This window comes from Rubripirellula lacrimiformis, assembly GCF_007741535.1.
In the GTDB taxonomy this organism is placed as follows: Bacteria; Planctomycetota; Planctomycetia; order Pirellulales; family Pirellulaceae; genus Rubripirellula; species Rubripirellula lacrimiformis.
Map to the genome: position 1 here is coordinate 8,197,819 of NZ_CP036525.1, position 19,601 is coordinate 8,217,419.

The 19,601-nt window shown below is 57.0% G+C and carries 19 protein-coding genes; 2 read left to right on the forward strand and 17 right to left on the reverse strand.

Annotation, left to right across the window (positions count from 1 at the left end; translation table 11 throughout):
- Nucleotides 1-105: 105 nt before the first annotated feature.
- A complete protein-coding gene (locus K227x_RS30995) occupies nucleotides 106-414 on the reverse strand; it encodes a hypothetical protein (protein ID WP_218933621.1) in 309 nt (102 codons plus the stop codon).
- A 1,124-nt stretch (nucleotides 415-1,538) separates the two neighbouring features.
- Nucleotides 1,539-3,179: a recombinase family protein gene (locus K227x_RS28685; protein WP_145176202.1), complete on the reverse strand. Its 1,641-nt coding sequence runs from the start codon at nucleotides 3,177-3,179 to the stop codon at nucleotides 1,539-1,541.
- 775 nt (nucleotides 3,180-3,954) lie between these two features.
- On the opposite strand from K227x_RS28685, the gene K227x_RS28690 reads away from it, so the two are divergent.
- A complete protein-coding gene (locus K227x_RS28690) occupies nucleotides 3,955-4,365 on the forward strand; it encodes a hypothetical protein (RefSeq protein ID WP_145176205.1) in 411 nt (136 codons plus the stop codon).
- Nucleotides 4,362-4,967 carry a hypothetical protein gene (locus tag K227x_RS28695; RefSeq protein WP_145176208.1) on the forward strand — a complete coding sequence of 202 codons (606 nt, stop codon included), beginning with the start codon at nucleotides 4,362-4,364 and terminating at the stop codon, nucleotides 4,965-4,967. Before K227x_RS28690 ends, K227x_RS28695 begins: the two co-directional genes overlap by 4 nt.
- Nucleotides 4,968-5,726: 759 nt before the next feature.
- On the opposite strand, the gene K227x_RS28700 is transcribed toward K227x_RS28695, so the two are convergent.
- The 15 genes from K227x_RS28700 to K227x_RS28765 all read right to left on the reverse strand — a co-directional run bounded on the left by K227x_RS28700 (nucleotide 5,727) and on the right by K227x_RS28765 (nucleotide 19,370).
- Nucleotides 5,727-6,680: a hypothetical protein gene (locus tag K227x_RS28700; protein WP_218933622.1), complete on the reverse strand. Its 954-nt coding sequence runs from the start codon at nucleotides 6,678-6,680 to the stop codon at nucleotides 5,727-5,729.
- Between the two features lie 241 nt (nucleotides 6,681-6,921).
- Nucleotides 6,922-8,052: a hypothetical protein gene (locus K227x_RS28705; RefSeq protein ID WP_218933623.1), complete on the reverse strand. Its 1,131-nt coding sequence runs from the start codon at nucleotides 8,050-8,052 to the stop codon at nucleotides 6,922-6,924.
- Between the two features lie 228 nt (nucleotides 8,053-8,280).
- Complete coding sequence (locus K227x_RS28710; RefSeq protein WP_145176217.1) at nucleotides 8,281-8,988, reverse strand: hypothetical protein; 708 nt, start codon at nucleotides 8,986-8,988, stop codon at nucleotides 8,281-8,283.
- Nucleotides 8,985-9,878, reverse strand: coding sequence for a hypothetical protein (locus K227x_RS28715; RefSeq protein ID WP_145176220.1), 894 nt, complete (start codon nucleotides 9,876-9,878; stop codon nucleotides 8,985-8,987). Before K227x_RS28715 ends, K227x_RS28710 begins: the two co-directional genes overlap by 4 nt.
- Entirely contained in the window at nucleotides 9,878-12,826 is a 2,949-nt protein-coding gene (locus K227x_RS28720) for a phage tail tape measure protein (RefSeq protein WP_145176223.1), read from the reverse strand. The genes K227x_RS28715 and K227x_RS28720 overlap by 1 nt, the downstream gene beginning before the upstream one ends.
- Entirely contained in the window at nucleotides 12,827-13,357 is a 531-nt protein-coding gene (locus tag K227x_RS28725; protein ID WP_145176226.1) for a hypothetical protein, read from the reverse strand.
- Nucleotides 13,354-13,551, reverse strand: a complete 198-nt coding sequence (locus K227x_RS28730; protein WP_145176229.1) for a hypothetical protein — start codon at nucleotides 13,549-13,551, stop codon at nucleotides 13,354-13,356. Before K227x_RS28730 ends, K227x_RS28725 begins: the two co-directional genes overlap by 4 nt.
- 44 nt (nucleotides 13,552-13,595) lie before the next feature.
- Nucleotides 13,596-14,063 (reverse strand): hypothetical protein, encoded by a 468-nt coding sequence (locus K227x_RS28735; protein WP_145176232.1) that lies wholly within the window; start codon nucleotides 14,061-14,063, stop codon nucleotides 13,596-13,598.
- A 201-nt stretch (nucleotides 14,064-14,264) separates the two neighbouring features.
- Nucleotides 14,265-14,747, reverse strand: coding sequence for a hypothetical protein (locus K227x_RS28740; protein ID WP_145176235.1), 483 nt, complete (start codon nucleotides 14,745-14,747; stop codon nucleotides 14,265-14,267).
- A gap of 2 nt (nucleotides 14,748-14,749) precedes the next feature.
- Nucleotides 14,750-15,229, reverse strand: a complete 480-nt coding sequence (locus K227x_RS28745) for a hypothetical protein (protein ID WP_145176238.1) — start codon at nucleotides 15,227-15,229, stop codon at nucleotides 14,750-14,752.
- Nucleotides 15,213-15,590, reverse strand: coding sequence for a hypothetical protein (locus tag K227x_RS31715; protein ID WP_449314263.1), 378 nt, complete (start codon nucleotides 15,588-15,590; stop codon nucleotides 15,213-15,215). Before K227x_RS31715 ends, K227x_RS28745 begins: the two co-directional genes overlap by 17 nt.
- 2 nt (nucleotides 15,591-15,592) lie before the next feature.
- On the reverse strand, nucleotides 15,593-16,528 hold the full coding sequence (locus K227x_RS28750) for a major capsid protein (RefSeq protein ID WP_145176241.1): 936 nt from the start codon (nucleotides 16,526-16,528) through the stop codon (nucleotides 15,593-15,595).
- Between the two features lie 64 nt (nucleotides 16,529-16,592).
- Nucleotides 16,593-17,762, reverse strand: coding sequence for a hypothetical protein (locus tag K227x_RS28755; RefSeq protein WP_145176244.1), 1,170 nt, complete (start codon nucleotides 17,760-17,762; stop codon nucleotides 16,593-16,595).
- Between the two features lie 3 nt (nucleotides 17,763-17,765).
- The gene (locus tag K227x_RS28760) at nucleotides 17,766-19,130 is read right to left on the reverse strand and encodes a phage portal protein (protein ID WP_218933624.1); all 1,365 of its coding nucleotides are present in this window, start codon (nucleotides 19,128-19,130) and stop codon (nucleotides 17,766-17,768) included.
- A 9-nt stretch (nucleotides 19,131-19,139) separates the two neighbouring features.
- Nucleotides 19,140-19,370 (reverse strand): hypothetical protein, encoded by a 231-nt coding sequence (locus tag K227x_RS28765; RefSeq protein ID WP_145176250.1) that lies wholly within the window; start codon nucleotides 19,368-19,370, stop codon nucleotides 19,140-19,142.
- Nucleotides 19,371-19,601: the final 231 nt, after the last annotated feature.

Genomic DNA, 19,601 nt, shown 5'->3' on the forward strand with positions numbered 1-19,601 from the left:
AGCATGGATTGAAGTTGGGGAACGGCAGGGATCAGCGGGGCCGCGCAACCGACTCTCCACTTCAAAAAACGCAACTCGCGACCTCCGTTGCCCCGCTGTTCTACGCTAGCGACCGACATTACCAACCCATTGAAACACAGCGTTCACGACCAATCCCCATATCATCCATTGCAAGCCGCCAAACAGCAACACGAAAAAGATTGCTTGAAAATTGGTTGACGCCTCCGCCATCGCGAAAAGGGCTACCACGCCGAGCGGAAAATCGACCAATGCCCAGAAACTCCACGCCATAGCTGCCGAGTCCGCATTGGGTCCGGCAGCGTCGGGGGACGCAATCGCAAAAGCAACCACAGCGACGCAATGGATGAATACAAATGCCGCTGGAACAGCAAAGCGACTGCCTAGACGTTCCATTGCGGATTCCATGTGGGATCTAGCTAGCGAGACGTTACGATTGGCCAGCGAACGTTACGCGCCACCGGGCACGCGTGAAAGATCATCAAATTCAAAACCGCTCAGCTCGCGTACTCCGGTGCACGCAATTGTTTTCCGCGAGTGTGGGTTACGAGGCGAACCGCCAACGAGCACGGGCCGCGCGAGCGGAAAATAACGACGGAACGTCGCCGGCCTGGATTTCGTCCACGCGGGTGACGCCTGCAATGTGTGTGGTCATTCACCGTTACCTAGCGTCTCATCCAGAGGCACCGAATCGTCATTTAGTGGCACGCGTGACAAAGACTCGAACAAAAAGTGTAGTGAAACAACAAGGGCAACTGCAGACAGGGCGAACAGTAAGCGAAAGTGATCGTAATGATACACGCGAGCGTCCCGTCCAGGAAACCAGCAACTGTCGAGTGCCGTTGTCGCAACAGACGCAGTAAGGAAGTACGCGGATAGACGGAGCGCACCAAAATCTAAGACTCGTCGGTGAAATTGGGTGTAAGCCGCGAAGACCGCTGCGAGCGTCAGCATCTGGATGTATGGCATGAAAGGGCTGATTGGCTTTGTGGATATCTTGGTCGCATGCGTCCATGCCCAGTCGGATAACTTGCTTCTCACCCGAAGGCTCGGTGAGATTCAGTGGTGGGGGGATATTCTGGACGGTTGTGCGGTGAGAATAGGCCACTTGTGCGGTTCACTGCTGACTGATTCTCGCTGGTTCACCGACCGCCCGGGCGACTGATTCTCACTCACAGGGGGACGCGGAGCAAGCATTTGGGTTCTGGAGCGTGAGGGCTGGCTTGCAATTTCCGCTCACGGACGGGCGAAAGCGAGTGAACAGGAGGGCATGCGGGATTGACCAGGAACCGCCGCGATCGCGACGTGGGAGATCCAACTTCTTCCCTGGGCCAAGATCACTCTAACTTCGCGCGCGCGGCGGACCGCTGGGCGGTCCATGATGGCTGCTAGAACCAGACTGCCACAACAGCGGAGTGGCGTAGCACCGGAGTGGCGTGGGCGCAAAAAGTAGGCCAACGCATTTCTGCGCTGGCCTACGGGGAGTACCCCGGAGAGGATTCGAACCTCCGACCTGCTCGTTAGGGTGAGGCGATCAAGTTAAAACCCGGTTTCAGCGTGATTTCCCCGCTTTTTAGATCGTAGCGGGTGTGCTTCTCGCTCACCTTGCGAGGCTCGACATCGAGGCTGATCGATTCGACGAGGGCAGCCAGCATCTCACGAACTAGCCGTGGTTCGGTATCGACCAAGTCGGCAACCGCTTCCTTCAAATCCGCGACGATGTTGGTCAGCGTCGACAATTGGGAATCAAACTTGACCGATGGCGTCGAGTTGTCTCGGTCGACCGCTTCCGCCTCCGCGATATCTCCCCTCATCTTTTCGATCTCCGCTTTGTGCTGCCTCAGATCGCCGGTGAAGTCCTCTAGCAGGTCAGGCGGCAGCTTTTGGATCTTCCCCCTCAGTTCCGCGTACTCGGCTTCACGCTTCACCAGAGACCGCCTGAGGGCCTCAGCGTTGTTGCCCTCACGGCGATCGGCAACGTTTGCGTAATACTCCTCACGGATCTTCTCGACGTGCTCGGGGCTCAGGACGCTGTCGAGGGACGCGACCACCGAGGCGACGATGTCACGCTGGTCAACGTAGTTAGCCCCGCAGGTGCCGTGACGGTAGCCGTTGCAGGTCAAAACCAGCCGGTCGAGATTGCCGTTCTTTCCCTTGTGCCTGCTACCCGAGAACCCGCTTCCGCAACGAGCGCATCGGCATAGCCCCGTCAAAAGATGAACGCCACCGTTTCGGAAAGGTGTCGTTTTGGTCGAACGTTCTGCCACCAGATGCTGAACTCGGGTCCAAGTCTCACGGTCAATAATGGCGGGGTGATTGTTTGGGATGTAGACCGTGTCGCTTTCCTCGTTGACGCCCGCCTTGAAGTCGTCAGTGATCCGCCCATCTCGCAGCGCGAAGAACCGCCCCCGCGTTTTCCTGTTCCAACGGTAGTCGCCGACATAGAACGGATTCACCAGCATCCGCTGGACGAAGTTCTGTGTCCGCTTTACGCCTCGTTCCGATTGCATTTTCTCCAAGATTCCGCGATGGCTGAAACCTTCTTGATACCAACGGAACACGCAGCGGACGGTCTCCACGTCGTCAGGGTCACCAAGAACGATGTCGCCCGCCTTGGGGTCTTTCTTCGGATCGGTGCGGATGTAGTCCATCGCGAACGGCGGTGTGCCTCCAACCCACTTGCCTTTCGTTGCCTTCTTCTCGTGCTGGCCACGAACGACTGAACGAGCCATTGAAAGGACGTAGTCGTTTGCTGAGTTTGCATCGCATGCAACGGTCAGGAAGTCGGTGAACTTGTCCAGATCCACGACACCCTTGTTGGTGAAGACCAACTTCACGCCGGCGGATGCGATCGGATCCATCTCCGCGAAGAACTCACGAGGTTTCGATCGACTTGCCCGGTTCTGCTCCCAACAGATCACGAACTCAAACTTTCCCGCCTGAGCATCCTCGACAAGCTGCTGAAATCCGCTTCGCTTGAGCTTGCTGGCGATTCCCGTGATGGCCTCATCTGCGTACTCGGCGACCACCTCGTAGCCGTGATCGGCGGCGTAAAGCAGACACGCCTCCCGCTGCTGCGGAATACTGTCCTTTTGTGGGTTTGACGACATCCGAAGATAGATGACCGCGCGCTTGCTACCCTTGCTGCGAGATACTCGCATGACACACTCTTCCTGTTAAGCGTGGTGATTCCTGAGAAAAAACGGGGGAAACCGGCTCAGGAAAGCCGGGGTTCGGATTCGGGAGCTACCCGAGGCCTATCCCCTGCTGACGTTTTCTTGGTTTACGCCCAGCAAGTCAAGCCATTTGGTAGCGAATCGGCCCCACCCGCGAGCTTGGCATTTATCGAAAACGACGTTTCCCAATACGCGAATCGCCGTGTTTTACGGTCTATTTCTCTGAGAAACGTAAACTCGGGGAGCGTTCCCCGAGTTTAGGGACGCCCCCACCTCTGGGACGCATCCGCAATGAAACAACTTGCTCGTTGAGGATAGGAATCCGGGAGCGGATGCGACCACTGGAGTGCTTCAGCGAGATTTTGCAATTCTGCATAAGCGACGTTGATTTCAAAGTAGGTGGGGGCTAGCGGTCTTTTGACCGCATTTCATTCGAGCCGCAGGGCGGCAGCCTGTCGCCATCACCGCTTTCTCGTTGGTGATAGCGGATTTTCCACTGCGTCAATGTGTCAGGCTCGAATGATCGTTCACTATTCTGTTCACTCCATGAATGCATCGCTCGTAACCCGAACTAGTCCCTCCCCCCCCTGAAAAAGACTACAATCCAGAGCTGTTGGCGAAGCTTTGTGGACTCCTTAACCAGTTATCTCTAAAGAGTTTAAGGTAAACTCATCGCTTTTCTTCAGGTAAACTACAATTTCTTTTATCGGGAGTTTGACCTAACGTGTCACTTCTTACGGGCATACTTGATGGGTTGGGCATGGCGACTTCGACCACCGATGGCACTTCAGTCGACATGGTTGAGAGCATTTGCGGTGCGATTGTCGCGGTCGCTCAAAAACTCGGCCCTGACTACACATTCTGCGTCCTGCTTATGTTGATCCTGGTCGCTGGGGTCGTCGGTTTTTTTTACGTATGGGCGGTCTACGTCAACGAAGATGGAACGCTTGTTGCACTGCGTAACGAATGCGAGAAGTCGGTTCACCGGGCTGCCGATGAAGCCAGGACCTACAAAATGCTGTATTTCACGAGGGTTGGCGGCATGACACCTTCGGAGGCAACTGACCTATTCGAGAAGGGAGGTTATCTGACGGCAAAGGAGTCGAGGGAAGCCGCAGAGCAAAGTCGACCGCCACAAACACACCCAGATAGCAAGAAGGAAGGAACATGATCAGCCAAACTCAGATTTTATTATCCCTCCTCATTGGAACGGTAGTATTACTCCAAGTTGCGAGGCTCTACCTGAGTTACCGCAAAAATGCGAAACTTCGCAAATGGCTCATGGACGAGCGAACGCGCGCTCGCTTTGCAGATGCGAGGAAAGAACTGGAGTTGCTCGCATTCGAAAAGGAGATTGATCCGCGAACGGATCTTTTCGGTTTCCTCTACGGCATTCAGACGTATGTAATGCGTAGGCCAGACCATTTTGAGACCATCTCAGAGCACCTTGGAACCAAGTTTAGCGATGCACATGCAGACGCCCTGAATGAAAGTGTGATGCAACGCCTGCAAGCCGAAGCTAGCAGCGCACCCAGCGGGCTCGTGAACTCCATCGGTCTTACAATCGATGCATTCGAGGCACTGTTGAATGACTACCAACAAACGGGTCAGGTCACTTATGAAGGACAGCGGCTAGCGGCATCCGCGTACATGAAGAAGATCATCGAGTTCTTGAACAATCTGATTTCCCGGATTCAGACTTCCAGCAAGCCGGGTTCACACTTTAGCACAGGGTTTCAGCCAGGGCAGATTGGCACTCAGGCTACCGCATAGCTAACTGTTTGGCCGCTGATTGGGGCGACCACCCATGTGCCAGTTTCGGCCCGGTGAAGCATTGGCATCGGTCGCTCGGAAATGCGATTGATCGTGCGACGGACACATGAACTCGATCATCGCAAAATTTGCCGCATCAATTAGGAATTCGGTGTTCCCGGTTCGCTCGTACTCACGCAAACGCGTTTGAAGAGAAGCGATCGCATCAACTTTGTGCGGGTAAGCATCCCTAATGGGACCATACTTGTGAAATGAGACAAGCATTCTCGAACGCATCATCTCTACAAATTCTTCGTTAAATTCGCTTTTTGGTACCGAAGTCATTTCTAATTCCACGTGTCGGGGATGCGAGGAGGCTAGTTGCGCCCGGACCACAATTTGGTGATGATTAACGAGACTCAGCGGTGCAGTTTAGCACCACATCATTGATTCAAACTACCGCTGAATTTTTCATGAGTGCTACGTTCATCGCTGCTACTACGGCGACTTCGAGTCTCCCACGTCTGCAAATTCGGCCTGATGTGGCGGGCCTAGTGGTCGCAGGTCACTCAGCCGTGACATTGATAACCTAAAGAGCGGGATCTGGAAGCCTCGCCAACAGCCCGAAACTGGAAAATGTTGCCGATTGTGTTGGAAATCATTCCGACGCCTCTCTCCGCCGTTGTTTTCAAATGACTAACGCGACCCTAGCCCGCGTAGCCTTCGTTGAATTCGGTTTAACGGAGCATTTTGGTGGACCGCCGTTTGAAACGCCCATCGCTAGCCATCTTCCCGCCGCCCCTCGAAGTATCGTCTGACCGCTTCGTGGAGGCCTGGCTTGTCCGATGACCACTCAAGGATGCCGGCGTCGTTGATCCGAACGTCAGCCGATGGATCGAAGTCGTTCTCGCTCAGGATCCTGTTTCGCTCGCCGTACTGACGATCTTTTCGATCGCCGTGCCACAGATGGTACACGTCGGCGTCCAGGTAGCCCCCTGAACGCTCGCCGCACGCTTCGGTGACTCGTTTGACGTAGTTCTCGACGCACGCCGCTAGGGTGTCGCTGTACTGCGTTACGTGCCATCCCGTTTTGCCGATGAATCCGTCGAAGAAGCACTGGTCGCCGCCGCCGACGATGTTGCCGTCGAATAGACCGCCGATCGACTCCAGGAAGGAACGGTCAGCGATCCACGCGCCGCCGGGGTTTCCATTGGTACTGCCGTTGGTGGTGAAGTTCTTCATTCCGCTGGTTCGCGGCGCTGACGGTTGCTTTTGTTGATCCAGGTACTGTAGCTGGCCCACCATCTGAACCGCTGGGCAGCCGTCGTCGATCATCGTGACCGATCGTTCCATCCAGTCTGGTTTGTCGATCACCATGTCATGGTCGAGCCAGGCGACGTATCGCTTGCTGGCATCGGCATCCCGCAATGCTCGGTTGACGATCGCCTCCTTCTGCCAGATCCAATTGGCCTCGCGTGTTCCTCTGATGACGATCGATCCGGGGATCTCCGGTTCATCGTCGTCGAAGACCAACTCGTAGCACTGGAGATGATCACGAAGCGGCCCGAGCGTTGGCGCCCACTCGAAGTAGGTCTGACGCATCCGCTTGTATCGAAGCGGGTTGAAGTGGAACGTCACTAGCAGGACTTCGCCGATGCGGTCGAATGGCTTTGCGATTCCCCATTTATTGAGCGGGCAGTGCGTCAGGAGGTTGGGGATTCCTCGACTGTGCATCAGATAGCCTGGCTTTCCTTTTGCTGCGATCACCCCGCACCTTTCGCCGTCAATCTGATGTTCGCACGCGCCGCATAAACTAACGCGGTCAGCGACCCAAGGGGCGACCGTGTTTCGCTTCGGCTTTGGCGTGTTGGCTGCGGCCACGATCTTCTTCGCATCGAGCGGACCATCGTGCTTGATTCCGCAACGACAATGGTTCGGCCAGACGCGGCATTTGAACGCGAAACCGCACTGGCACCTAAAGCTCGACATACTCAATCACCGTATCAACTGTGATGGTGCTGGAACCTGACGATGTAATCGTGGTGCTGGTCGATTCCGTCAGACTGCAAAACCCACAAGTGTCGGTAGTTTCGGAGTATCCAGGTAGGTCGGGCGTCTTCCCCACGCTGTAGACAGCTCGTCCGGTTTCCGGCTTCTCGCAAGTCACCAATGGGCACGATATCCGAGTCGAACCTGGCTCCGCCGAAACGCCAATTCGGTTCTTATCATTTAGAAGTCTCGCGACCGTACCGATTTTGATGGATGTCACATTGCCTAGGAACGTACCCGATGTCGGAGGCGTTGGCATTGGTGCCCCGCTTCCGCATGCGATGCCCAGATCTTCCTCAACGATGGTGTGAGTGAAATCGACTTGAACGCTGGGGTGGTCAACGAATCGCCACTGATAGTTGCCGAAGTTACCCGAACAGAGCGAGCCGTCTTTAAGGCCGTCCAGAATCTCTGATTCTTCCGTTGCGGAAAGTGGAACGTACGTCCCAAGGGTCAGCCGGTGTAGCGTCGCGTGGCGAGTGCCGTTGTACTGACTGTTTGAGACAGTTTTAGTGAACGTCCTTTTCACCTTCTGTAGGTTGCACGAGAAATCCCCTACGTAGTGAATCCGGACTTCCTCGCCCACCGCATCGACCGCGCCGGCTGTTTCCCAACGTAGGCCCGTGATGATGTATTGCGGTTCATCAAGCCCACATGGCATCTCCTCGCACTCCCGTGACTCGCAAGCTGCGTTTGCGGTAGCGCTATCGGATATTGTGACACTCCCAATCGTCACGGATACCGAATCACCGGCCCGGATGACCAGTTCGACTGGATTGGGAGTGCCAAAGTATCGATTGCACGAGGATCCTTTCAGCACTCCCGACTGATGCACCTCGACAAAACAATCGATGTAGTTGTCGTATCCGCCATGCACGTTGCGGTGCATCGTGATTTGGAACGGCAACGAATAGTCGACATTCGAAATCAAGCTGCACTGGATCTGATTCAACAGCAAATACTTCGTGCCGCCCAAGTCGACCAACGCGACGTGGTTCTGCCCATCGCTCCAGCGTGCCCCAACGGCATCCTCTGCGTCTAGGACTTCAAAAGTCACTATGGAGCCGTCAACACGATCGGAAATGAGAAGCGTCGTTTCTGTGCCCGCTGGTACGATGTCCTCGCCGTTCCCAGGGTGATCCACCCAATCCGGCCAGCATCCGCCGCTGCCACCGTCGCCTGATCCGTAGCTGTAGCAAGGGGGACGCAGTTCAGTCGCCTCACACCCGCCACCGCAGCAGTTATGTCCTCTGCGCGTCATTCCAGATGATCCTTTGAGAGTGCGTCAGCACGGTGCCTGTACGGCTTCAAAATCGTTCCCGCACAAGTCGCAGAAACCTTCGTCACCGCTCACTTGGTCATCCATCAGTGACAGTGGGTCGGAAAGATTGATCGCGGAATGAAACACCGTTCCCGATCGGTCAACTAGCTTTGCAGTGGTGACCGCTGGAGCCTGCGAATCTTCGGTCAGCTCGTAGCGCCATCGGGCGCACTCATCGCGAAAGTTGATCAGTCCGTAATCACCACCGCTTAGCTTCGCGAGAAGCCGCCCCACGCCGCTCGTGGAACCCTTCATCTCGTTTAGGCTCGATGGGTCAAGCATCACGAACGAGTCAGAACCTGAACCGGCTGAGAGCGATACGAGGCAGTGCCCGCTGATCACCGCGAGACCGTAGCCATCGTCAGGGATTGGCTCAGCAAGGATCACGAGGCGCGAGATCGATGTGTGCCAGACTGGATCGACGCAGTCGTAGACCACGCTCGTGGGAATCTCGAAGACGTTCGAACCGTCTGGACCGTCCCATGAGTCGATCGCGAGCACTTCACCAATGTCGCGGTTGCTTCCGCTGGAGTTCTTAATCTGGCATTCAACCCGAGACATCCCGAAACCGCCCGCTCCAAAACCGGCCTCAGACGATTCAAGCCGATCAATGACTCGATTCCATTTCCCAGCGGCGACGGGCTCGTCAGGCTTGGCTTTCAGATCGCTCATACCGGGGCGGCTCCGATTTTCAGTAGCGAGTGATCCGCCTCACCGTAGATCTGATCGACGTAACAGGCTCGTGGTTTGCTGACCAACATTCCGGTCGATGCGTCTTTGTCGTGATCGAAGAGATACCAGAGATACTCGTGACCCTTCTTGCTCACACCAGTGATGCCACCGAAGGTCTCGCTCGTGGCGTTCTTGCTGGCAAGGAACGAAAACGTCAGTTGTGGATCCTCTGCAACGACATCCCCTGACGCCCCGGCGAACAAAAGCTCGCCGCGTTTGTAAATCACACCTTCGCCATCGCTGAAAATGTCGGCGTTGTTCGTGGTTCCCGTTAGCGATGCGATCAGATTCGAGTACCGCAGTGGGCTGCCAACGTACTGCGTTGCAATCTTCGCTCGGACGTTGATCTTCAGCGCCGGAATGATCCGCTGAACCCCTTGGGGGCGCCCATCCTGAACGTCGATCGACTTGAAGAAGTCGGGAGCGGTTTTACCGGATGCCGCGAACTTGGTTTGAAGGTAGGAACTGGTTTGAAGAACCATACCTCCCGTCGTATCGATTGAGACGGTATAGCCTCCGACATTCGGAACCGCCGCGTTGTAATGCGCGGTGAAGTCCCATGCGTTGTAGGCTGGTCCCTGCTCGTAGGAGAGCGATTCGATAAAGATACCGTCATGTTCGTTGATCTGTACTGGCCCGTCACGCAACGCAGCACGCGACGTCTGAGGGCTCGCAGAACCGGTTACACGCCAAGTTCTCTGCGCCGTGTCTGACCCCGTTGTGGTGTCGGTCCCCGTCCGGCCTGCAATCTCTTTGATTCGCAGACCGTTGTAGAACGCGAAGCCATCGTAGGTACCGTTGGCCAGGACTTGATTCAAATCGGATGCCATTACGCAAACCTCGCGACGTTGTTCTTCTTGGATTGTCTGGCAATCGTTGCCGTGTTGGCTGCTGTTTCGCGGCGTAACTTCATCGCCTCGTTCTCACTGCCGTTACCCGCACCGATGATCGACGCAGCGGCTGCCGAGAACGTTGACGTTGGTCCCGTTCTGGACCGTTCTTGGTCGAGTCCCGTGTTCACATCCGAGGCCGTCTTGGCACTGCGTTCCTGTTCCTCCGCGAACTCTCGACGCACACGATCCTCAGCCCGCAAAGCGGTCTTGTCGGTGATGGCGCCGTTGCTTTGAAGTTGGGTGATCTCCCGCAGCTTGGCGTTGAGCACTTCCGCTGGGGTGCGTAGCGAATCGGCAAGTGCCTTACCGTCAGCCTTCAACTGGTCGAGTTGGTCAGCAAGGTTCTCTCGGGCAGTTCCTCTCGCCGTGTCGGCGGTGTCTTTGCCGATCAATCCATTCTGTTGATCAGACCCGATTTGCTTCATCACGCGATCGAAGATGTCTTTGGGGGATACGCCTGCGGCAGCCAGCTGGTCACCCTTCTTCATGACCGAGTCGACTCGATTCTTTGCCGCGTCTTTCTCGGCCTGCTGGGCATCCTCAATTGCCTTCTTCTTCGCCTTCAAAACCTCAATCTGTTTGATTTGCACATCGGTGAGGCCTTCATCGGCAAGCCGCTTTCTGTTGGCCGCGTCTTCGCCATTCTCAAGCGCGAAGATCTCAAGTTCGATCGCTTTAATCTTGTCGGTAATGACGGCAGCATCCTTCTCGTGGGCGCTCTGTCCCTGCTGCTTGCCAGGCGCCCCGCCAGCTGCGCCACCGGTCCCACTCGCTTCCTCGACCTTGTTTCGTTCTTTCGATAGGGCAAGCGATTGCCGAAGGACGGCCAATTCCTGCTTTGCTGCGTCCGCTCGACCACTCACGTCGAAGTTGTTCGCGGCGCCCGCAAGCTCTCCCACTAGCGTGCCGATCTCCCGCGCTGCTTGGATCGGGTTGACGATTGCCATCGCGATCGCCTTAGTCGCTTTCCAAGCCGTCTCTACCAGCGAAGTAAAGAACCGCTTACCGGTTGCCCACGCTTCGCTCCAGAGCCACTTGAAAGCGTCCATGGCGCCCTCGACGCCAGTCCAGAATGCAGCCCGCACTCCCAACCAAAGTGCCTGGGCGGCAGTCGCAAAGTCTCCTGAACTCATCGCATCGCGGATAACAGAGAACGTGTCTGAAACGACGCTCACCAATCCGCCAACGGTCGTCTTCACGATGTCCCAAGCTCTGGCTAGATCCATTCCCGCGACTGCTGCATAGCCAGCGACTCCAACGAGCGAACCGATAACGGCCACCGCCGCAGCGCCAGCAGCAACGAACGGAAGGATGGGACCAGTGATCACGGCCCAAGCGGAGCCAACAACGCCTGCGGCTGCCGTCCAAGCTGATCCCACCAGACCCGCCATAGCAGCCGCTAACGTGCTTGGAGCGGAAAGGGCTGTCAGCACTGCCCCGACCGATCCCCACGCCGCAACGGCGATACCAGCGAACGCTGGGCTGATTCCGTAGGCAGCATTCACCAACGCAATGCCCGCTGCCATCCCCGCCGATGTCCCTTGAGCTACAGCGAAGGCGCCAGCGGTTGCGAGCGTGACGGCTTTCACTGCCGTGGTGACTGCGGCAACGCCTTTGAGAATCCCTGACACCGCAGCGAAGGCGGTTCCAACCGTTCCGATTCCAGCCGCGACCAATTGCGAGGTGACACCCAGGGCGATCATCGCCGCACCGGTACCAACCATTCCAACCGTGGTTGCCGCAACGGCAGCGACCAACGACTTGTTCGCTTCGATCCACGCCGTGAAGCCACCCAGCGATGCGGTCAGAGAATCCGTCACCGATTGCAGTGAACCACCGAACGATTCGCCAATAGCGATGACGGCGCCTTCCGCAGCCGATGCGATCTTGCGGAACGATCCGCCAAGCCCAGCGTCCATCCTTTCAGCGGTGGTGCCTGCGATGCCCTCGGCTTCTTGGATGGCGGTCAGCAGTGCCTTGGTGGATGTCGTCGCTTGGCCTAACGCGCCAGCAGCCGTGATTCCCAACAGACCGAACGCTTCGTTGAACTTTGATGCCCGCGCTGCGGTGCCGAGTCCGTTGGTCGCCTGAGCAACTTCTCCCAGCGTATCGATCAGCGGTCGAGCGTTCCCGGCTGCGTCGATGAACTCCACGCCGAAGATGCGTTTCATCTTCTCGGCTTCGGCACCGGTGAGCGTCAGAAGTCGCCGAATCGCGGTACCTGCCGAGCTACCCTGGATGCCCACGTTTCCGAGCGTTCCCAGGATGGCGAGCGTTTCCTCTAGCGAGAGCCCGAACGCCTTCGCCTCGGGGCCCGCGTAGCTAAGTGCCTCCCCCAACGATTCGACGCTGTTGAACGACTTGTTGGCTGCTGCGGTAAGCCCGTCAGAAACACGCGCCGCGTCACCGGCTTCCAATCCGTATTGGCGAATTGTCGCCGCCAGGATTCCAGCTGATTGCGCCGCTTCCGTGCCTGTAGCGCGAGAAAGGTTCAGAACCGCGCCGGTCATTTCGTTGATCTGCGAAGGATCGAAGCCAGCACGCCCCAACTCGCTCATCAGCATTGCAACGTCAACGGCTGTGAAGCTGGTCGTTCGCCCCAACTCCTTTGCCGTGTTCGTCAGCATCGACAACTGCTTTTCGGACGCTTGGCTAATCGCTCCGACGCTTCGCATGGCATCGTCGAAGTTCGCCAGCTTGCCCGCAGCAAATGCGAACGGTGCCCCCAGCGTAAGACCCAAGCCACTGATGATCCCGCCCAGCGCGGTGACCCGGCGCCCCATCTTGTCCAAATCGGACTGAACACCCTTGGCACCTTCGGCGATCCGGTTTCGGATACCGATCTCGACGTAGCCTTCGCCCGCCTTGATCTTTGATTTTGCCATTTAGCTACCGACTACGTTCGCCCACGGGGAAAGAATGTTGCCGGCATCCGCTTCCGCTTGAAGCGAGGGCGCGGCATTGGGGTGGGGAGCAATCTTGACTCTGCGTTTCCGAGTCTTCTTGCGGGACGAAACACGCCGACTGCGGCGCTGTTTTGCCCACGTTTTCCCGTCCCAACTCTCCTCTGGTATCGTGACAACGCCGCCCAACTCCAAGAGTCCAGGCAAGGCTTGGTCACTCGTCGACAACGACCGTTGGCCGTTCAGCTTGATCGACCCAACGACACCGGACTTGGTGCGCTCGTCATACGCGAAGAAAATGGCCTTTAGCGAGGCAACGGGATTCGTTGAATGAACGCTTGGCGATTGCCCAGGTTTACTAGCCTTCTTCCTGCGGCGAAGTCCCGAACGCATCCGCCGGCGAACGTAGGCAAGTGATTTGCTGAGCGCTCGGCGGGTCTCTCGATCGATAGCGTCGTTGATCTTCTGACGATCAAAGAACGCTTTCTTCATCTTGAAGGTTGGCGTGATCATGCTTGTTCCTTCATCAGTCGATCGTACTCGGCGCCCGGATCATCCAACTGATGGATAGGCTCGGGGCGTTCCCGTAACGGGTGGAAGTGATCGCGTTGGTAGCTTCCCGTCGTGTGGATCGTTGCCATCAGCGCCATCAGGTCGGCGGTGTGATCCCACTGGCACCGACGTTTCGCTTCGGCAGCTTTGACCAACTCACGAAGCGTTAGCGGCCAGGGGTCAACGCCAGCGATAGACGCTAGCTCGGCGACCCATTCCCAGCGCTCTCTTGAAACATCCGTTCCACTTCGTCCTCGGCTTGGCTGATCAAGGAAGTAATCTGCCCACTGCTCTCCAAGTCCTGCATCCGTGTCTCGCCCGCTCGAATCGCCTTGATCGCAATCGTCGTCAGCATCGCGAACGCTTTCTGGCCGAGCTTCTGGTAAAAATCCGCGAGTTCTTCCAGGAACGCGACTCCAGCCTCCGTTGAGAAGCCATCGCCATAGAGTCGTTCCTCGAACTGGTCGACTGAGACTTCGATGGCTTTCGCCTGTTCTTCAACAAGCAAGAAGCAGAAAGCCAGTCTGTCAACCAGGCTCTCCATCACCTGCCGATGATGCTCGTGGTTGAACAGATCCAGACCGAGCGTTTGACGATGCTTTCGCACGCTTGCCAGGCTGAGCGCCAGGTTCCACTCGTGTCCCTGATTGTCCTTGAACGTTTTCATCGTCGCTTTCGCTGTTATTGGAATCTTGGCTCTCGGATGCGGGCGGTTGGGCGGCTCGACAGCGAGAGAGCATTTCGCTGTTGGCATAGACCGTGGTGGACGCCGAGCCTTTGCTCGAAAGTCCACACCACTCCCGCATCTCACCCTCGGGTAAGTGCGGGATCATTGCGGCCAGTTCGCCCCTTGTGATGGGCGTGGCCATTACGACGACGATCCGCTCAGCGGTGCGTAGTTGACAGCGTCACCGGATGCGTCGAAGGCATCAGCCTTGGCGAATGGGATGGTCACCACAACGCCGTCGTTGCCATTGGCAGGCTCGCTGAACTCGCCAAGCAGCACGGGGCATTCCCAGCCTTTGGCATCGTCGCTCGTGATCGGTCCGTTCAGGTGAGCAATCTCGATGATGCTGCCGGCGTCTCGCGCCGCTACCAAAGCATCCCAGACGGTATCAGCTCCGCGTTTCCGCACGTACTCAAATGATCCCGCGAACTTCTTGTAGCCGGGAATGTTTCCAGTTTCAGCAGCGCCGTGGAACTCCACTTCGGTCAAAGCGGGACCACGATTCGTCTGCATGTTGCGAATGCGTGGCATCTCGACCCACGTCTGCGATGCATGGGTTGCGGAGTTGTAATAACCGAACGTTTCCTTGCCGGAATACGCTCCACGTACTAGGTCAGTCGCCATCGTTATTCGTCGCTTTCGTCTTGGGAGTCACGGTAGGTAAGTTGGATCATCGAAAGCCAAATGCCTTCGTTGTAAAGTTTGGTCGCATCAAAGTTGATTGCTTGATCGATCGAGTCGAACGCATGTTCAGCCATGCCGCATCGCGACAAAGGCCCGTTGGGTGTCCACAACGCGATGACCGATTCCATCAAGCCATCGAACCCATCGCATGCCGCAACTTGGGCTGCGCGATAGACCGATTCTTCGTGGTCTTTGCGTTCTGGGGTCACCCCCACAGTTCCGACCTCTATCTCTATGTCCCGCTCGTCTGGTCCTTGATCAACGCGAAGCTCACGGGCACCAAACCGAACAATGATTCTCGGGCCCGAATCGAGTTCTTCGCGTGTGTAGTGAGGGACGAGGAACGTCTCGACCGTCTGATCGGTCAGTCGCTCTTTGATCGCCTCAGCAACGGCGTCTCTGACATCAGAAGCTCGGGACATTTCGTCTCACTGAATGGATTCGATAGTGCGTTTTGTGTCCGTCGGACCATTCCCAGACTTTTCCTGACGTTCCGGGAACAACGTCAAACACTTCAAAATCGTTCCGTCGAATCTGGTCACCTCGCTGCGGTTCGGTTCTGAAAACCGCTTTCCGCAGCTCGTCTGGCGTGATCAGCCAATCAACCGTTTTGGTTTCGATCCGCGTCTCACCATCACCAGCCACATCCTCGAAAATCGTTTGCCCGACGACAGCGAGGATTGAGGCACTCAAGGCGTCGCCTCGGAAATAGATCACGGGCTCACCTGCGGCTTGCTTTAGAGCCTTAGCGTGAATCCTCAATCCTCGTTGCATCAGGTTCATGATTAGGCCGCAGCGACGAGAGCTTCGGTGTTCACGATCTGATCAGTCGCAACAATTGGGATGTTGAAACTTTCAGTCGGGATCGGAGCGGGGGCACCGTTGGCGGTGGTTGCCGTTCGCGAAGACTGCAACTGCGATTGCGATTGCGTGCTCATCACCAACAGGTTCGGCTTGCGAGCGGCAGGGAACTTCGCCAACAGTTGGCTGATCAATGCGTCGGTCAGGCCTTTCCCAGCCTGGGCGGTCAGGTTGACGATTCGACCCAGGTCGTTCGAAGTCGCAACTTGGATGCCGCCCCAGAACAGGATGGGAGTTCGCATGGCGTCGTAAACGCCCGTGGTCGAACCCGACAACGTGGTTTGGTACTCTTCGCCGATCTCGATCTCGCCACCAGCGCCGAAGACAGCGGAGACTGCCGACTCGCCAAGACGGATCGCCCACACCGAAGTTGCACCGCCAACGGTGGTCCCGGTCGCGTCCACGACCATTGCATCGTCTTTCTTGTCGACGCTTGTCTCGTTTGCCAGACCGGCGAATCCATCGGAATCATTGCCGGTTCCGTAGATCAATTGGGCTTCCATGTCGGCGAAGGCTGCCGATAGATGGTCCATCGCTTCCCGACGACGCAGCGCGTCACCGTTCTTCGTTTTCAACAGACCCAAGTCCAGGCTGAACGAAGCGTCGTACAGTTTCAGCGTCTGAGTGACCTTGGTGTAGGTCGCCTTGACGTTCTCGCGACCATCGTTCAGATCCCGGAAGCCCGTGCTGGGGGCAGCCGTCTTCTTTAGCCACTCATGGCTTGTGTCGTGCGAAGCCTCGATTGCGGCCATAGCGGCTAGCAGCGGGGCGTCTTCGAGTAGTTGCGACACTTCGATGTCGCTGATGTTTCCGTCGCCGAGTTGAAGTAGCTCGGCGGTACCGACGAATGCGTTAGCCATGGGTGGCTCCTAGGATCTTGATTTGATTGGGTCAGATGAAAGCGTGTAAGGTCGGCAGAGCTGGTTAGCTCTTTTTGGTTCGGATCGCTTCGGCGAAGGTTCGCTTCTTCGATTCCTTGCCGTCGTCAGCGCCGGTCTCAACCGGATCTGTCTCACCAAGGCTCAGCGATGCGAGCTTCTCTTCGGCGACGGTGCGTGCTTCGTTGGCAGCGGTCAACTCGGCTTGGACTGCGTCACAATGGAGTTCCAAGGCTTCCGAGAAGCTCTTGTTCTCGCCGAACCACTTGGCGCCGTTGGCCGCACCGAATCGCTCGGTGAATCGGTTCAGTTCGGCGGCGAAGTCTTCACGCGACGGTGCGTCGACGGTGACCGGATCGGGATTGGGTGAGTCAGCCATTTCGGCTCCTGCTTTGTTGATCGAAAGTGAATGCGTGTGCATGAAGCGTTCAAGAAACTGCTGTGCACGGTCAGGATCAACACCCAGGGCACTCGCCTGCGGTTTGACGTCGGTGAGCCCCAGAGCGAACGACAGGAAGGCATCAGCGTCGCGTGCCAAAGATTGGCGATCGAACAGGCCCTCTGCGTTAGCCGCTGGCTCGTCGACGATGTCGGCGGCGTTAAGGCTCTTGAGACGGACGTGCGGATAGTTTTCGATGTTGCTTTCGTCGGGTGACTTGAACCGGGTGCCCATGGCCTTTCGCCCCTTATGGTCCGTGATTTCGAACTCCTCCTGATGGTTCTCCCGAAACTCGTTCTCGGCGGCGAAGTCGTGGTGAAACACGATGGACAAGCCAGCCGCCGTTGGGTCTTCATCCGCGAGGCTCATAACGTATTCAGCGAGGTCACCGTCGGGCGTGTCGTGCGCGAGCTTTGCGAGGTGCAAGTCTGCGAGCACACGACCGCCTTCAATGCGTGGGTCATGCAGTCGGCCTAACAGTCGCCCCATCCCATCCGAAGACATTCCCGGATGAGTGAAGCGGGCCTTTGTGCCGGCCTCGTTCGCTGCCATTGCGAGCGAATGAACCTGAGCGAGTGTCTCGGCATCGATCCAGTATTCGTGGCCCAGGGCTTCCCCCATGGCGATCATCGAAACGCCGTGAATGATTCCCGCACCGAATCGCCCGCCCTCACGATCGCACTGGACGGCAGAGGCATCGACGGTGGCGCGTGCGCCTCGGAATGCGTCTTCTCGGGGTTGGACTTCGGGACGTGCAGGGCGTGTAGCGGTGGTCATGGTTTAACCTTGGTTTTTGGGTTCGATGATGGGCGCGAAGTCGACTGCCACGCCTTTGCTCTTCGCGTATTCGGATGCCTTGGCGATGGCGTCGATGTTCTCTTCGTAGACCCCGCCTTTCTCAGCGGCGATTCGCTGCGGCGTGTCCAATCCAGCCTTGATGGCGGCGACGTGACCACGGGCCTCTTTAGATTGGTCAAACCACGGGGTTTTATTCGCTGCAATCCACTCGAAATCGAGGTCGCTGATCGTCGTGCCGATCGGTAACACCAGACGCCCATCGCGAATCCACTGGCGTAGCTTCCAGACGGTGTAGACTCGCCGCATTTCGATTTGGTCAGCACGCTTGTCTTGGCACGAACTCAAATACTGAAGCCACTCGGCGCGGCCCCCGTAGAATGTCGATCGAGAGCCGTCGAACATGCTGAAAGGGATATCGAGTGCCGTCAGCGCGAGCTGAATGACCAGCACCGAAAACGCCTGGAACTCAGTCGAGGGCGTTCGGGAGTCCAAAAACTTGGCATCGTCTCCAGGAGCGAGATCTAGAAGCTGGGGGTCGTCGAAGTCGACCGCGTAGTTGGTTGGATCTTCGTCGTCGGGATCGCCAATTGTTTCTGGTGCGTCCCGGGTGATTGCCATGGCGAAAATCTGGGCGACCTTCGCGCGGGCCTGCGCTAGCTGAATTGATTCCTTCAAATCACGCAGCGGATCCAACGCAGCGACCAACGGCGAAATTCCCCGAACCTGATCCGCAGCGAATCGATCTGAGAAAAAGCCATAGTGGATGACGTTGGTGGCGTTGATTCGTCGGTCGTATTTACGTCCCGAGTAGCCATGCCGCTGATGCACGCCAAAGGCGAGTCGTCTACCGAATCCAGTTACGAGAACGCCATTGATCCAGTCTTCGCCCGGCAGCACCTTGTCAGGATCGCGGATCAGGTCCGCCGAGATTCCCTGGAGACGACCATCGTTGAGCATCACAAGAGCCGTGTCGCCATCGACAACGCGACGCGCCTCGGCAATGCGGAACATCTTCTCACGACCGAACTTACCAGCGATGTCGCAACGAGACGGACGTGCGTCAATCGCCATCAGCCGTTCGATTTCCGTGTTCAGTTCGACGTTGGCCGTCTTCATGTTGAACGTGAAGCAAGACACGTAGTCGAGATGCTTCCTGACCGCCCAAGCGCAGACGCTCATGTTGCGAACCAAATCGCTCGCGTTGGCCTGCAACGCCCGGTGCTTATTGCCCCGAACGTGCTTGTCCTCACGCGTGACGATGCTGGAAACCCTCTTGCGTCGACCGCGTGGGGTCAGAGCCTCGTAGGTGAAGGCGCTCTTGGCGCGATCAATTGTTGATCGGATCATTCCCATCGGTTACGCCCCCGATGTTTTGATTCGGGTGAACAATGGGCGTCGACCGGATCCAGCGGCCAACTGCTGCTGGAGATACCGGCGTTGGTCCTTGAGGGCCTGGATGTCGATTTTTGTCGTCGTCCCATCGACCGTCACGGATGTAACACCCGCGTCGATGGTCCGATCGATTTCCTCGATACGAATACGCAGCTCGTATTGAGCCGCAGACGATTGGTTTTGTGGCTGAGTCATGCCGGGAAGCTATGACTCGACAGGCTCAGAAAAAAGAATCCGGCTCAGTGTCTGCGGTTTCGATCGACGTCGAATCGCTCAGTGTGGGCACCAATCGAAGCTCGCGATCGACTCGGCTCTGACCGCAACTCTTGCACTTCGTACGACGCCAGGTGATTTGATCGTATTCCTGACCATCCGGTGAAATACCGCTAATGTCATGGGTCGTTACGTTTGAGTACCGCTCGCGTT